This is a genomic window from Pseudomonas sp. FBCC-B1667, from assembly GCF_059133255.1.
Genome location: NZ_CP101437.1, coordinates 2,184,790 through 2,200,129, shown reverse-complemented (window position 1 = coordinate 2,200,129; position 15,340 = coordinate 2,184,790). Strand labels below are relative to the sequence as shown.

General features: G+C 59.3%; 12 protein-coding genes. 2 read left to right on the top strand and 10 right to left on the bottom strand.

The genetic code is table 11. The features are described from left to right. Nucleotides 1-32 precede the first annotated feature (32 nt). The 6 genes from NL116_RS09880 to ppsA form a co-directional block, all read right to left on the bottom strand. Complete coding sequence (locus NL116_RS09880) at nt 33-857, bottom strand: mechanosensitive ion channel family protein (RefSeq protein WP_054054005.1); 825 nt, start codon at nt 855-857, stop codon at nt 33-35. A 2-nt stretch (nt 858-859) separates the two neighbouring features. Beyond that, nucleotides 860-1,108 carry a CrfX protein gene (locus tag NL116_RS09875; protein WP_494377005.1) on the bottom strand — a complete coding sequence of 83 codons (249 nt, stop codon included), beginning with the start codon at nt 1,106-1,108 and terminating at the stop codon, nt 860-862. Between the two features lie 63 nt (nt 1,109-1,171). Continuing rightward, nucleotides 1,172-2,167, bottom strand: coding sequence for a zinc transporter ZntB (locus NL116_RS09870; RefSeq protein WP_027922556.1), 996 nt, complete (start codon nt 2,165-2,167; stop codon nt 1,172-1,174). A 24-nt stretch (nt 2,168-2,191) separates the two neighbouring features. Continuing rightward, nucleotides 2,192-2,683, bottom strand: a complete 492-nt coding sequence (gene rraA / locus NL116_RS09865; RefSeq protein WP_027922555.1) for a ribonuclease E activity regulator RraA — start codon at nt 2,681-2,683, stop codon at nt 2,192-2,194. A 121-nt stretch (nt 2,684-2,804) separates the two neighbouring features. Continuing rightward, nucleotides 2,805-3,794, bottom strand: a complete 990-nt coding sequence (locus NL116_RS09860; protein ID WP_494377004.1) for an alpha/beta fold hydrolase — start codon at nt 3,792-3,794, stop codon at nt 2,805-2,807. 91 nt (nt 3,795-3,885) lie between these two features. Next, nucleotides 3,886-6,261 carry a phosphoenolpyruvate synthase gene (gene ppsA, locus NL116_RS09855; protein WP_494377003.1) on the bottom strand — a complete coding sequence of 792 codons (2,376 nt, stop codon included), beginning with the start codon at nt 6,259-6,261 and terminating at the stop codon, nt 3,886-3,888. A 174-nt stretch (nt 6,262-6,435) separates the two neighbouring features. Here ppsA and ppsR point away from each other — a divergent pair, with 174 nt between their 5' ends. Beyond that, nucleotides 6,436-7,254, top strand: coding sequence for a posphoenolpyruvate synthetase regulatory kinase/phosphorylase PpsR (gene ppsR, locus NL116_RS09850; protein WP_027922552.1), 819 nt, complete (start codon nt 6,436-6,438; stop codon nt 7,252-7,254). A gap of 111 nt (nt 7,255-7,365) precedes the next feature. On the opposite strand, the gene NL116_RS09845 is transcribed toward ppsR, so the two are convergent. Next, nucleotides 7,366-8,775 (bottom strand): aminotransferase-like domain-containing protein, encoded by a 1,410-nt coding sequence (locus tag NL116_RS09845; RefSeq protein ID WP_494377002.1) that lies wholly within the window; start codon nt 8,773-8,775, stop codon nt 7,366-7,368. 136 nt (nt 8,776-8,911) lie between these two features. Here NL116_RS09845 and NL116_RS09840 point away from each other — a divergent pair, with 136 nt between their 5' ends. Beyond that, nucleotides 8,912-9,820: a DMT family transporter gene (locus NL116_RS09840; RefSeq protein WP_494378031.1), complete on the top strand. Its 909-nt coding sequence runs from the start codon at nt 8,912-8,914 to the stop codon at nt 9,818-9,820. Here NL116_RS09840 and prpD read toward each other — a convergent pair. The 3 genes from prpD to acnD all read right to left on the bottom strand — a co-directional run bounded on the left by prpD (nt 9,789) and on the right by acnD (nt 15,329). Continuing rightward, nucleotides 9,789-11,273, bottom strand: a complete 1,485-nt coding sequence (prpD, locus tag NL116_RS09835) for a 2-methylcitrate dehydratase (RefSeq protein ID WP_494377001.1) — start codon at nt 11,271-11,273, stop codon at nt 9,789-9,791. The genes NL116_RS09840 and prpD overlap by 32 nt on opposite strands. A 204-nt stretch (nt 11,274-11,477) precedes the next feature. Continuing rightward, nucleotides 11,478-12,668, bottom strand: a complete 1,191-nt coding sequence (prpF, locus tag NL116_RS09830) for a 2-methylaconitate cis-trans isomerase PrpF (protein WP_494377000.1) — start codon at nt 12,666-12,668, stop codon at nt 11,478-11,480. A gap of 66 nt (nt 12,669-12,734) precedes the next feature. Next, the gene (gene acnD, locus NL116_RS09825; protein WP_494376999.1) at nt 12,735-15,329 is read right to left on the bottom strand and encodes a Fe/S-dependent 2-methylisocitrate dehydratase AcnD; all 2,595 of its coding nucleotides are present in this window, start codon (nt 15,327-15,329) and stop codon (nt 12,735-12,737) included. Between the last annotated feature and the right edge of the window lie 11 nt (nt 15,330-15,340).

Sequence of the window (15,340 nt, the reverse complement as noted above, 5' to 3'; positions counted from 1 at the left end):
TGCGGCGGCATACATTAGCAGGGTTTGCCGGGTTAGCGGCTACTCACATGCTGCTCCAGGAGAATCCGATTGGAGAGAGAGACTAGCTCACCCTCATCGGTCAGCAATGTGGTTTTAACCGTGCCAATCTCTTCGATCTGGCCTTCGACCTCGCCAACACGCACTTGTTGCCCAACCTGATAAAGCTCACGCACATAGATTCCCGCAAGAATCTGACCGGCAATTTCCCGGCTTCCCAACCCCATGGCCAGCGCAACCGCCAGACCAACGGTGATCAATACGATGACAATCACGTGGTTGAGCAGGTCAGTCTTGACCTCCAACTGGCTGATCGCTACCGAGAGACTGATAATAATCACCAGGCCCTGAGCAATCCGTCCCAACCCCGAAGCATAGTCCAGTCCCACGCCTTCTGCCGCGCCACGCACCAGCCCATTGGCCAATTGCGCCAACAACACACCCACCAGCAAGACCAGCGCCGCGCCGAAAACCTTTGGCAAATACAGAGCAAGCATATCCAACGTAGCTGAAACTCGCTCAAGCCCAAGGGATTCTGCTGCAGATACCAGAAAAATCAGCAGGACGAACCAATAGACAATTTTACCGATCAAGGTCGAGATCGGTACTTGAAGACCGGCCCGAGACAGCAATTTAGTCAGACCGGTGCCGCCCATCAGGCGATCGAGACCCAGCTTGGCGAGCAGCTTGGACAACAAAGTATCCAAAAGTTTCGCCACGACGAAACCCAACAGCAGCACGACCAGTGCGCCGAACAGGTTCGGAATGAAGTTCGCAACCTTTGTCCATAACGCAGTCATCGCAGTGACGAGGCTCTGAGTCCAGAGATCAAGTTCCATATTCAATCAGCCTTATCAGCAGTGCGAACGGTAGGTTTACGGTGGCGGGATACCGGCGCGACGTGGGGCGAGCCGTTGTTGAGGGCAATCATCAGCGCGGGCAACCAGCGGCCCAGCAGGCTGAACAGATCGCCAGCGCCGACCTGGCGGTTGGCGGTTTTCAGAACACGCCCAAGGCATGCATCGTCGTCCCGGGTGGACGGTGATGAATTGAGCATGTCGCGCAAAGACTGTTCAAACGGATCGTGCATACGCACCTCTCGTGATATCTGTGAAAGACGCGGTCAAAATTGCCCGGGTCACATGACGCATGCTCAGACCCATCGCAAACGCCTGAATAACCACCACTGCCCGAGCGCCACCGAGACCATCATCAGGCACGCAATCAGGAAGCCATATGGGCTCGCCGAAAACGGAATACCACCGACGTTGATCCCCAAAAGACCGGTCAGGAAACTCATCGGCAAAAAGATCCCTGTGATGATCCCGAAGCGGTACATCGTGCGGTTCATGCGCACGCTCAAGCGCCTGTCTTCAGCCTCGAGGACCAGCCCCACCCGCTCCCGGGTCAATTCCAGCTCCTCGAGGTAGCGGGTCAGGCTGTTGTTCAATTCGTTCCAGTAATCGCCATCGTCTTCGACAAACCAAGGCAGCTTTATACGCGTCAGCTGGCCGAAAATATCCCGCTGAGGCGCAAGAAAACGTTTCAGCGCTGCCGCCCTGCGACGGATCTGCAATATGGCGCCATGTTCGGGCGTATACCGTTCGTCGGCATCCAGTTTTTCTTCTTCCTCATCGACCACTTCCGAGAGGCAACTGACCAGATCCTGCACTTTGTTGGTGAGGTACTGCGCCATGTACAGGACAAGTTCAGACGCAGTTTTCGGCCCTTTGCCGTCGGCGAGTTGTACCAACAACTCGTCAGTGGCGCGCAACGGACGCAGACGCAAAGAAATAACCCGCTTGGCCGAGGCGAAAATCCGCACCGAGACCATGTCTTCCGGTTCTGCGCCGGGATTCAAATTGACCCCACGCAAAAACAGCAACAATTCGCTGTCCGAAAGCTGTAGAAGACGCGGCCGGGTGTTTTCTTCGAGCAAGAGATCACAGCTGAATTCACTCAGACCGCTGGTTTTACGCAGCCAGGTCTGGGTTTGCGGGTGACTGCGATCCCAGTGCAGCCACAGGCTCTCATGGGCCTGAAGCTGCAAGTCATCGAGTTCAGTCCGGGCTATCGAACGCGCACTGCCTTTACCGTCCAGCACCAGGGCATGCACCAGGCCCCACTGCGCGTTTTCTTCCTCGAACATCCGCATCCCTTTGTTGGGTTCTGTTTATTCAGGCATTTTCAGCGGGCTTGGCGAGATGATCACGCCGTTGTTGTCCGCATAAATGTAATGGCCTGGATGGAACGTCACGCCGGCAAAGGTCACCGCTACGTTGAGATCGCCGATGCCGCGCTTGTCGGTTTTCATCGGGTGGCTGGCCAGTGCCTGAACACCGAGGTCGGTTTGTGCAATGACGTCGACGTCACGGATGCAACCGTAGATCACCAGCCCTTCCCAACCGTTTTTCGCAGCTTTCTCAGCGATCATGTCGCCCAGCAGTGCACGACGCAACGAACCACCACCGTCGACCACCAGCACCTTGCCATTGCCCTTGAGCTCGGCTTGTTCCTTGACCAGCGAGTTGTCTTCGAAGCATTTGATGGTCACGATTTCGCCGCCGAACGAATCACGGCCACCGAAATTGCTGAACATCGGTTCCAGCACCTGCACCAGCTCCGGATAGGCGTCGCACAGGTCAGGCGTTAGGTAATGATTCATCGAGAAACTCCTGTAAAGAGGAAGACAATCGAGGGTGTCGAAACGTGACCGAAACTGCTCAATGCGTCATATCTTAGCCGCAAGCCGATCAGAGCGAAATGCCCTTGTTAGAGCATCAGGCTCAAACTGCCGTCGCCAGATCCGGCTTATCACCCATCAAGGGCGTCCGTTGATCAGCCAACCAACGCGCTACCAACGGCCAGACTTCGGTTTGAGCCGCTTTACTGACCAGCATTTCAACGTGACCAAAATTGTCGCCAAAGCCCTGCTCCGGACCCAGGTTGATGAATTGCTTGTGCTCGGAACCGATCTGCTCGAACAGTTTTCGACAGGCCCACGCCGGGTCTTGATGATCGCCGACTGCGCTCACCGCCAAAACTGGCATCGCCACATTGGCCAATCCGGCCCACCAGTCTTTATCGGCATCGCCAAAACGCCCGAACAGGCCGTACCAGCGCATGCTTTCCAGAGCCAGGCCAATCGGCTCGTCCTCAGGGCCGCGCTTGAGCCGTGAACCCGACAGTTGCGCAAAACGCTTGAGAATAAAGCGCCCGCTCCACTCTACCGGGGGAATCTTCAACGGCCAGTAGGTGCGACTGACTTGCGTACCAAAAAACGCCGCAGACGCCACCACCGGCTCGCCGATGTACTCACCGCCCAATGCCGCTGCCAGCGTAATCCCGCCCAGCGAATGACCGATCCAATGCGGGACCTGGCCACTTTGCTCACGCACAAACGCGCCAATGGCGGGCAGATCGTAACGCGCGTAGTCGGCGACACGGTTTTTGCGGTAATTCTGGTTACGCTGGGACAGGCCATGGCCGCGCATTTCGGGAATCCACACATCGAATCCCAGACGCGTCAGATAGGCGCCCAACCCCAACCCTTTCGGGGAAAACCAGAAGCGACGATTGGAGAAGCTGCCGTGCAACAGGATCACCGGCACGCCACGTACCGCCGGCTCATCAGCCATGCCCAACCGGGTAACCGCCAGCTCGACGCTGACGTCGGGGCTGTTGGCCGGCTTCAAACGGTAAACATCTTCGCTCAGATCACCGCGCCGTTCGGCGCTGATCAGGGCGACAGGAAATAGGTTGCTGCTGCTTTGCATAATGCTCTTGCACAAAAAAGGGCGGCATCCAGAGGAGCCCGCCCTACTCAATTCTTAAAGCCCCGGCCACTTGACCGGGGCTTCATTCACATCACGCCGAAGCCTGACCTTCAGCCAGGAAGAACCAGGTTTCCAGAACGGAGTCCGGGTTCAGCGAAACGCTTTCAATGCCCTGCTCCATCAGCCACTTGGCCAGATCCGGGTGGTCCGAAGGACCCTGACCGCAAATGCCGATGTACTTGCCTGCCTTGTTACACGCGGCAATGGCGTTCGCCAGCAGCTTCTTGACCGCCGGATTACGCTCGTCGAACAGGTGCGCGATGATCCCGGAGTCACGGTCCAGGCCCAGCGTCAGCTGAGTCAGGTCGTTGGAGCCGATCGAGAAGCCGTCGAAGAATTCGAGGAACTCTTCAGCGAGGATCGCGTTGGATGGCAGTTCACACATCATGATGATGCGCAGACCGTTTTCGCCGCGAGCCAGACCGTTTTCGGCCAGCAGATCGATCACCTGGCTGGCTTCGCCCAAAGTACGGACGAACGGCACCATGATTTCGACGTTGGTCAGGCCCATCTCGTTGCGCACGCGCTTGAGGGCACGGCACTCGAGTTCGAAGCAGTCGCGGAACGATTCGCTGATGTAACGCGAAGCGCCACGGAAGCCCAGCATCGGGTTTTCTTCTTCAGGCTCGTAGAGCTTGCCGCCGATCAGGTTCGCGTATTCGTTGGACTTGAAGTCCGACAGACGCACGATGACCTTTTTCGGCGTGAACGCGGCAGCCAGGGTGCTGATGCCTTCGACCAGTTTATCGACGTAGAAGTCGACCGGGTCGTTGTAACCGGCAATGCGCTTGTCGACGCTGTCCTTGATGTCCTGGGGCAGACCGTCGTAGTTCAACAGCGCTTTGGGGTGAACACCGATCATGCGGTTGATGATGAATTCCAGACGGGCCAGGCCCACACCGGCGTTCGGCAGTTGCGCGAAGTCGAAGGCGCGGTCCGGGTTGCCGACGTTCATCATGATCTTGAACGGCAGGTCCGGCATGGCGTCAACGGAGTTTTTCTTGATGTCGAAACCCAGTTCGCCTTCGAAGATGTATCCGGTGTCGCCTTCAGCGCAGGAAACAGTCACGCCCTGGCCGTCTTTCAACAACTGGGTGGCGTTGCCGCAACCGACCACGGCCGGGATGCCCAGCTCGCGAGCGATGATCGCCGCGTGGCAGGTACGACCGCCACGGTTGGTGACGATGGCGCTGGCACGCTTCATGACCGGTTCCCAGTCCGGGTCGGTCATGTCGGAGACCAGCACGTCGCCCGGCTGGACTTTGTCCATCTCGGACACGTCCTTGATGATGCGGACCTTGCCGGCGCCGATGCGCTGGCCGATAGCACGGCCTTCAACCAGCACGGTGCCGGTTTCTTTCAACAGGTAACGTTCCATGACGTTGGCCTGGGTGCGGCTCTTCACGGTTTCAGGACGGGCCTGAACGATATAGAGTTTGCCGTCGTCGCCGTCTTTGGCCCACTCGATGTCCATCGGGCACTCGTAGTGCTTCTCGATGATCATCGCTTGCTTGGCCAGCTCGCTGACTTCAGCATCGGTCAGGCAGAAACGTGCGCGATCAGCCTTGTCGACGTCAATGGTCTTGACCGATTTACCGGCCGTGGCGACTTCGCCGTAGATCATCTTGATGGCTTTGCTGCCCAGGTTGCGGCGCAGGATGGCTGGGCGACCAGCGGCCAGCGTGCCTTTGTGCACGTAGAACTCATCCGGGTTCACCGCGCCTTGAACGACGGTTTCACCCAGGCCGTAGGCGCCGGTGATGAACACCACGTCACGGAAACCCGATTCGGTATCGAGGGTGAACATCACGCCGGCGGTGCCGGTTTCGGAGCGAACCATGCGCTGGACGCCAGCCGACAATGCCACCAGCTTGTGGTCGAAGCCCTGGTGCACGCGGTAGGAAATCGCACGGTCGTTGAACAGAGAAGCGAACACCTCTTTGGCGGCGCGAATGACGTTTTCGACACCACGGATGTTCAGGAAAGTTTCCTGCTGACCGGCAAACGAAGCGTCCGGCAAGTCTTCGGCGGTAGCGGAAGAGCGCACGGCCACGGCCATGTCAGGGTTGCCGGCCGACAGCGTGGCGAACGCGGTGCGGATCTCGGTGTTGAGTTTCTCCGGGAACTCGGCTTCCATGATCCATTGACGGATCTGGGCGCCGGTACGGGCCAGGGCGTTGACATCGTCGACATCCAGGGCGTCGAGGGCGGCGTGGATCTGATCATTGAGGCCGCTCAGTTCCAGAAAATCACGATAAGCCTGAGCTGTCGTGGCGAAGCCACCGGGCACCGATACACCGGCACCTGCAAGGTTACTGATCATCTCGCCCAGGGATGCGTTCTTGCCCCCTACGTGCTCAACGTCGTGTTTGCCGAGCTTATCGAGGGAAACTACGTACTCTACCAAGGTGATCTCTCCACTAACTGTGTTGGAAAAGCTCAGAAGCCGGCTGCTCGGGGGAGCGTTTGCCAGCTGTATGGCCTGGACCTGGAAAATAAGTGAGAATGCGGGCCACTGGCGGCCGACAAACCGCGCCTATCATATCCAAGATTCGTCATTAGCTTAAGGCCCAAGGTGCAAATGAAACGATCTGCTTTCTTTATTTCCGACGGTACCGGCATCACGGCCGAAACCCTGGGTCAAAGCCTCCTGGCGCAGTTCGAAAACATTACCTTCAGCAAATTCACGCGACCGTACATCGACAACGTGGATAAAGCGCGGGCCATGGTACAACAAATCAACAAAGCCGCCGAAACCGACGGCTTCCGGCCGATTATTTTCGACACCATCGTCAATCAGGACATTCGTGAGATCCTCGCGACCTCCAATGGTTTCATGATCGACATTTTCTCGACCTTCCTGGCACCGCTTGAGCAGGAGCTGACCGAGCATTCGTCCTACACCGTCGGCAAATCCCACTCCATCGGCGCCAACACCAATTACATGGAACGTATCGAAGCGGTGAACTTCGCCCTCGACAACGACGATGGCGCCCGCACGCACTACTACGACAAGGCCGATCTGATCCTGGTCGGCGTGTCGCGTTGCGGCAAGACCCCGACCTGCCTGTACATGGCCATGCAATTCGGTATTCGCGCGGCCAACTACCCGCTGACTGAAGACGACATGGAGCGCCTGACATTGCCAAGCGCCCTGCGCGCCCATCAGCACAAACTCTTTGGCCTGACCATCGACCCGGACCGGCTCACCGCGATCCGCAACGAGCGCAAGCCCAACAGCCGCTATTCGAGCTATGCCCAGTGCGAATTTGAAGTGCGCGAGGTGGAGAATCTGTTCCGCCGCGAGAACATTCCGCACATCAACTCCACGCATTTTTCGGTGGAAGAGATTTCGGCGAAGATTCTTGTTGAGAAGGGTGTGGAGCGGCGGTTCAAGTAGGTTTTGTGGCGCCTGTAACGGCCTTCGCCAGCAAGCCAGCCCCCACTTTCGACCGCATTCTCATGCAGGATCTCGATTGAATGTGGGAGCGCGCTTGCGCGCGAAGAACGATTACACGGTCTGGGCGAGTGCCCCCACCAACGCTTCAAACCCTCGCAGCAACAACCGGTCATCCCCCGCCGAATTGCACACACTCGCCCGGATGAATTGCGGCACCGTCCCATGCCCCACCGCGAACGCCTCGGCAGTGGCCACCAGAAAGTTATTCTCCTTGAGCTCCGCCGCAATCTGCGAAGCTCGCCAGGGCTCGGGCACTTCGATCCAGAAGTGCGGGCTGTGGGAATGAGTCTTGTAAACCACCCCATCCAGCGACGCCGCGACCAATGATTTACGTCGACTGATCTCGGCAACCTGCTGTTCCAACAACTGCTCGGCAACGCCGTTTTCGACCCACTGACTCGCCACTTCCAGCGTTAGCGGGCTGGCCATCCAGCACGTGCCGCGCACCGCCGCGCTCAAGCGTCCGACCAACGGTTGCGGCGCATGCAGATAACCGACGCGCAAACCGGCCGAAACAGCCTTGCTCAAGCTGCCCATCAACACCGAACGCTCCGGGGCAAAATGACTCAGGGGCAGCGGTCGCTGCTGTGCCAAAACGGCGTGGGCTTCATCCTCAAAAATCAGCAGATTATGCTGTCGGCAAACCGCCGCGATGGCCTCACGCCGAGGGACGGACATCACCGCCGCCGTAGGATTCTGAATCGTCGGTGTGCAATACAACGCCGACACACGATGACTGCGACAAACGTCCTCCAGCGCGTCCGGCATCAGTCCTTCATCATCCATCGCGACACCGATCAACTTGATCCCAAGCATGCGCGCAACGCTGATCAAACCCGGATACGTCAGGTGCTCCGTGACCACGGTATCGCCCGCTTTCAGCAACGCCATCAAGGCACACAACAGACCGTGCTGACCGCCGTTGACGCAGACGATCTGCTCGGCATTCGGCACAAATACCTGGTGCCGCAACCAGTGCGCACCCGCTGCACGATGACGCGGTAATCCAGCGTCGGCGGTGTAGCCGCTGAGGTGCTGCAACGCTTGTGGATCAAGGGCCAGCGCTTGCAGGCTCTGACTCAGAAACAGCGCCTCCTGCCCTGGAATCGGCTGGTTGCGGCTCATGTCAAAAAAGCCCTGCGGCTCTTCGCTGACATTGCGAAAACCACCGTCACGCGGACGCTCCATTCCGCGCTGACGCACATAGGTGCCATCGCCTACACGAGCGACGACCAGGCCCACGCGTTCAAGCTCGCCATAGGCGCGACTGATGGTGCCAATGGTCACGCTCAGGCTGTCCGCCAACAGTCGATGAGGCGGCAACTTGCTGCCGGGTTCGATCACCCCTTCTGTCATGGCCTTTTCCACAGCATCCGCCAGACGCTTGTACTTCACGCCCACCCCGTTGACGAGGCCGTCGCGCAGGATTGACACCATGGCAATACTTGCTTTGACAGTCATTGAATCCCCGAATAGCGTGCTGGAAAAAGGTGCAATCAGGGATAGACCTTTTGCGGTTGCAGGTCAATTCCGACGATAAGGGAGCCGACTCATGTCCATCGCCATCAGTGCCACTTCAAGCGTTCCAAAAGCCTGGCTGACTGCTTTGGTCACCAGCGTGCTGTTCCTGATCGTGTGCCTGAGCTGGGGCACGACATGGCTGGGAATAAAGATTGCCGTCGAAACCGTGCCACCGTTGACGGCTGCCGGCTTGCGCTTCCTGATCGCGTTTCCGTTGTTCCTCGGCTTTGCCCTGATCCGCCGTGAACCACTGCTGTTTCCCAAGGAAAGCCGCTGGTTTTTTGTGTTCGTCACGCTGTCGTATTTCAGCCTGCCGTATTACTTGCTCAACTACGGCGAGATGCACGTGTCGTCCGGGCTGACAGCACTGCTGTTCAGCTGCATGCCGGTGTTCATCCTGTTGTTTTCGGCGTTGTTTCTGCGCGAGAAAATCTACCCGTCGCAAGTGCTCGGCATTGCCATCGGTTTCGGCAGTCTGTTCATGATTATCCGCAGCCAGGGCTTGCATCTGGACCATGCGGAATTGTTCGGTGTATTGGCAATTCTCTGCGCGGCGGTGATGCATGCGTTGTGTTACGTGGTGACGAAAAAACACGGCACCGCGATCAGCGTGATCACCTACAACACCCTGCCCATCGGCATCGCCGGGGCGATGTTGTTTATAGCTGGCCTGCAGGTTGAAACGCCCGTGTTTACCGCCATCAGCGCGCGGTCGTGGAGTGCCCTGCTCTACCTGGGGCTGGTCGCGTCGGTGGGCGGATTCATCGTCTATTTCCTGCTGCTCAAACGCCTGAGCCCGATCATTTTGTCCTTTGTGTTCATCATTTTTCCGGTATTCGCCGTGATCATCGGCGCCTGGTACGAGGGGCAACCCTTGTCCCAGGAACTGATGATGTATTCGGCGATTTTGCTGACCGGTTTTGCGATCACCAAATTGCCGATGGAAAAATGGCTCAGAGCACGAACAGGTCCACGAAGCGATTGACCGGCGTGGCCTCCAGAGCCACCTGATCCGTGCACAACGCAACAATCTGCGCACTGCGCCGGGCGGTAAAACGCGCGGCCAGGTTGGCCTTGAATTTGTCTTCCAGCAGCGGGATACCGTCGGCGCGACGACGGCGATGGCCGATCGGGTATTCGACCACCACGTTCTCGGTGCTGGAGCCGTCCTTGAAGAACACTTGCACCGCATTGGCGATGGAGCGCTTGTCGGCTTCGAGGTATTCGCGGGTGAAGCGCGGGTCTTCGACAATGACCATTTTCTCCCTCAGCACATCGATGACCGGATGCGCTGCGTGGAAGTCATCTTCGTAGTGCTCGGCCACCAGATTGCCGAACGCCAGCGGCACGGCGGTCATGTACTGGATGCAATGATCGCGGTCCGCTGCATTGGCCAATGGACCGACTTTAGAAATGATGCGGATCGCCGACTCGTGGGTGGTGATGACGATGCGGTCGATTTCATGCAGCCGATTACGAACATGCGGGTGCAATGTCACGGCCGCTTCGCACGCGGTTTGCGCATGAAACTCCGCCGGAAAACTGATTTTGAACAGCACGTTTTCCATGACGTAACTGCCATACGGCCGCGAGAAACTGAAAGCCCGTTTTTCTTCAGGCTTGAGCGCCAGATCGTTGTTGGTGTGACTGAACAAGACGTCGTAAAACCCCCACTGTTTGGCCGTCAGGACACCGGGAATGCCCATCTCTCCACGCATCGCAATGTCTGCCAAGCGTACGCCACGACTGGTCGCATCCCCGGCCGCCCAGGATTTACGCGAACCGGCATTGGGCGCGTGCCGATAGGTGCGCAGCGCCTGGCCGTCAGCGAACGCATGGGACAACGCCGACAACAGTTGCTCGCGACTGGCGCCCATGAGTTTGGCGGTGACTGCCGTTGAGGCGACTTTCACCAGCATGACGTGATCCAGGCCGACGCGATTGAAGGCGTTTTCCAGGGCGATCACGCCTTGAATTTCGTGGGCCATGATCATCGCTTCGAGTACCGCGCGAACGGTCAGCGGCGCCTCGCCATTGGCCAGGCGTTTTTGCGACAGGTGATCGGCCACCGCGAGAATGGCGCCGAGGTTGTCCGACGGATGCCCCCACTCGGCGGCGAGCCAGGTGTCGTTGTAATCGAGCCAGCGCACGATGCAGCCGATGTCCCACGCGGCTTTGACCGGATCAAGGCGATAGCTGGTGCCGGGCACGCGAGCGCCGAACGGCACGACGGTGCCTTCGACGATAGGGCCCAGGTGTTTGGTGCATTCGGGAAAGCGCAGCGCCAGCAGACCGCAGCCCAACGTGTCCATCAGGCAGTTGCGGGCGGTGTCGAGGGCTTCTTGGGATTGGATGTTGAAGGTGAGAACGTAGTCGGCAATGTCCTGCAGGACACGGTCGTACTCGGGGCGGATGTTTTGGTCGACGTTGGCACTCATGTTCGATTCACTCGTGAAGTGGTTCGTTGATGGGACCTCGGTTCAGGTTCTTTATCTCGGTGGCCTACTACTTTCTTATTCTGGAAATGGAGATCAAATGTGGGAGCGGGCTTGCTCGCGAAAGCGGTCTATTAGTCGACATTGATGCTGAATGTCAGTCCGTCTTCGCGAGCAAGCCCGCTCCCACATGGATTCGTTGTCGGGTTAGAAAGAATCACCCGGCACGCGAACATAACCTTCCATCAACACCCGCGCACTGCGGCTCATGATGGCTTTGTTCACGGTCCACTCGCCGTTGACCAGGCTGGCTTCCGCCCCCACGCGCAATGTGCCGGACGGATGGCCGAAACGGACTGCGTTGCGTTCGACACCGCCCGCCGCGAGGTTGACCAACGTGCCGGTAATCGCTGCTGCCGTGCCGATCGCCACCGCCGCCGTGCCCATCATCGCGTGGTGCAATTTGCCCATCGACAACGCACGTACCAGCAAGTCGACATCCCCTGCCGCAATGGCCTTGCCGCTGGACGACACGTAATCCGCCGGCTTGGCCACAAAGGCCACCTTAGGCGTGTGCTGACGCTTGGCCGCTTCGTCGATGTTCGAAATCAGGCCCATGCGCAATGCGCCGTAAGCCCGGATGGTTTCGAACATCAGCAACGCTTTCGGGTCGCTGTTGATCGCGCCCTGCAACTCGGTGCCGGTGTAACCGATGTCTTCGGCATTGACGAAAATCGTCGGGATGCCGGCATTGATCATGGTCGCCTTGAAGGTTCCGACACCGGGTACTTCGAGGTCGTCCACCAGGTTACCGGTAGGGAACATCGAGCCACCGCCACCCTCTTCTTCTGCCGCCGGGTCCATGAACTCGACCTGCACTTCGGCGGCCGGGAAGGTCACGCCATCGAGTTCGAAGTCACCGGTTTCCTGCACTTCACCGTTAGTGATCGGCACATGGGCGATGATGGTCTTGCCGATATTGGCCTGCCATACCCGAACCACTGCCACGCCGTTGTGCGGAATGCGGCTGGCGTCGACCAGACCGTTGCTGATCGCGAAGGAACCGACCGCTGCCGACAGGTTGCCGCAGTTGCCGCTCCAGTCCACAAATGGCTTGTCGATGGACACCTGACCGAACAGGTAATCGACGTCGTGATCGGCCTTGATGCTTTTTGACAGGATCACGGTTTTGCTGGTGCTGGACGTTGCACCGCCCATGCCGTCGATCTGCTTGTCGTACGGGTCGGGGCTGCCGATCACGCGCAGCAACAAAGCGTCGCGGGCATGGCCTGGAATTTGTGCCGCTTCAGGCAAGTCTTTCAGGCTGAAAAAGACGCCTTTGCTGGTGCCGCCACGCATGTAGGTGGCAGGGATTTTGATCTGAGCTGCGTGAGCCATGTGCTCGTTACTCCTTACCTTGAAAACAGGCACGGGACTTGAAGTCCCGTGCCCGTACGGTGCGTGTCAGACGGCGACTGCCGACTCTTCCAGGAAGTCCTGGGCAAAGCGTTGCAACACGCCGCCGGCTTCGTAGATCGACACTTCTTCGGCGGTGTCGAGGCGGCACATCACCGGCACCTCGACGCGTTCGCCGTTCTTGCGATGAATCACCAGCGTGAGCTCGGCGCGCGGTGTGCGCTCACCGATCACGTCGTAGGTTTCGCTGCCGTCGATGGCCAGGGTGTGACGGTTGGTGCCGGCCTTGAACTCCAGCGGCAACACGCCCATGCCCACCAGGTTGGTGCGGTGAATGCGCTCGAAACCTTCGGCGGCAATCGCTTCCACACCGGCCAGACGCACGCCCTTCGCCGCCCAGTCGCGGGACGAACCCTGACCGTAGTCGGCGCCGGCAATGATGATCAGCGGCTGCTTGCGCTCCATGTAGGTTTCGATGGCTTCCCACATGCGCATGACCTGGCCTTCCGGCTCGACACGCGCCAGCGAACCCTGCTTGACCTTGCCGTTTTCCAGAACCATTTCGTTGAACAGTTTCGGGTTGGCGAAGGTGGCGCGTTGCGCAGTCAGGTGGTCACCACGGTGAGTCGCGTAAGAGTTGAAGTCCTCTTCCGGCAGGCCCATTTTCGCCAGGTATTCACCGGCGGCGCTGTCCAGCATGATCGCGTTCGACGGCGACAGGTGATCGGTGGTGATGTTGTCCGGCAGCACCGCCAATGGGCGCATGCCCTTGAGCGGACGTGCGCCGGCCAACGCGCCTTCCCAGTACGGCGGACGGCGGATGTAGGTGCTCATTTCGCGCCAGTCGTACAGCGGCGTCACTTTCGGGCCGGTGTCTTCGTGGATGGCGAACATCGGGATGTAGACCTGACGGAACTGCTCAGGCTTCACCGAGGCCTTGACCACGGCGTCGATTTCTTCGTCGCTCGGCCAGATGTCTTTCAGGCGGATTTCCTTGCCATCGACCACAGCCAGCACATCTTTTTCGATGTCGAAACGGATGGTCCCGGCGATGGCATAAGCAACCACCAGTGGTGGCGAGGCGAGGAACGCTTGCTTGGCGTACGGATGGATCCGGCCGTCAAAGTTGCGGTTGCCGGACAGCACGGCCGTGGCGTACAGGTCGCGGTCGATGATCTCTTGCTGGATCACCGGGTCCAGTGCGCCGGACATGCCGTTGCAGGTGGTGCAGGCGAAGGCGACGACGCCAAAACCGAGCTGCTCCAGTTCGTCGGTCAGACCGGCTTCATCCAGGTACAGCGCGACGGTTTTCGAACCCGGTGCCAGGGACGATTTGACCCAAGGCTTGCGGGTCAGGCCGAGCTTGTTCGCGTTACGCGCCAGCAGGCCGGCAGCGATGACGTTGCGCGGGTTGCTGGTGTTGGTGCAGCTGGTGATCGCGGCGATGATCACAGCGCCGTCGGGCATTTGGCCAGGAACGTCGTCCCATTGGCCGGAGATGCCTTTGGCGGCCAGGTCCGAGGTTGCGACACGGGCGTGCGGGTTGCTCGGGCCGGCCATGTTGCGCACGACCGAGGACAGGTCGAAGGTCAAGCCGCGCTCGTATTGCGCGCCCTTCAGGCTGTCGGCCCACAGGCCGGTGGTCTTGGCGTAGTGCTCGACCAGTTGCACCTGATCGTCTTCACGGCCGGTGAGCTTGAGGTAGTCGATGGTTTGCTGGTCGATGTAGAACATCGCCGCGGTGGCGCCGTATTCCGGGGCCATGTTGGAAATGGTTGCGCGGTCGCCGAGGGTCAGCGCGGCGGCGCCTTCACCGAAGAACTCAAGCCATGCGCCCACGACTTTCTGCTTGCGCAGGAACTCGGTCAGCGCCAGCACCATGTCGGTGGCGGTAATGCCCGGTTGCAGCTTGCCGGTCAGTTCGACGCCGACGCTTTCTGGCAGACGCATCCAGGACGCGCGACCGAGCATCACGCTCTCGGCTTCGAGACCACCAACGCCGATGGCGATCACGCCCAACGCATCAACGTGCGGGGTGTGGCTGTCGGTGCCGACGCAGGTGTCGGGGAACGCCACGCCGTCACGCACCTGGATCACCGGAGACATTTTCTCCAGGTTGATCTGGTGCATGATGCCGTTGCCTGGCGGGATCACGTCGACGTTCTTGAACGCCTTCTTGGTCCAGTTGATGAAGTGGAAACGGTCTTCGTTGCGGCGGTCTTCGATGGCGCGGTTCTTCTCGAACGCCTCCGGATCGAAACCACCGCGCTCGACGGCCAGGGAGTGGTCGACGATCAACTGAGTCGGCACCACCGGGTTCACTTGTGCCGGGTCCCCACCTTGCAGGGCGATGGCGTCACGCAGACCGGCGAGGTCGACGAGCGCGGTCTGGCCGAGAATGTCGTGGCACACCACACGGGCAGGAAACCACGGGAAGTCGAGGTCGCGTTTGCGTTCGATGAATTGCTTCAGGGATTCGGTGAGCGTGGCCGGGTCGCAGCGACGCACAAGGTTTTCCGCCAGCACGCGGGACGTGTACGGCAGGGTGTCGTAGGCGCCGGGTTGAATGGCTTCGACAGCCGCGCGGACGTCGAAGTAATCCAGATGGCTGCCGGGCAGCTGTTTGCGAAATTCTGTGTTCATCGTCAGGACTC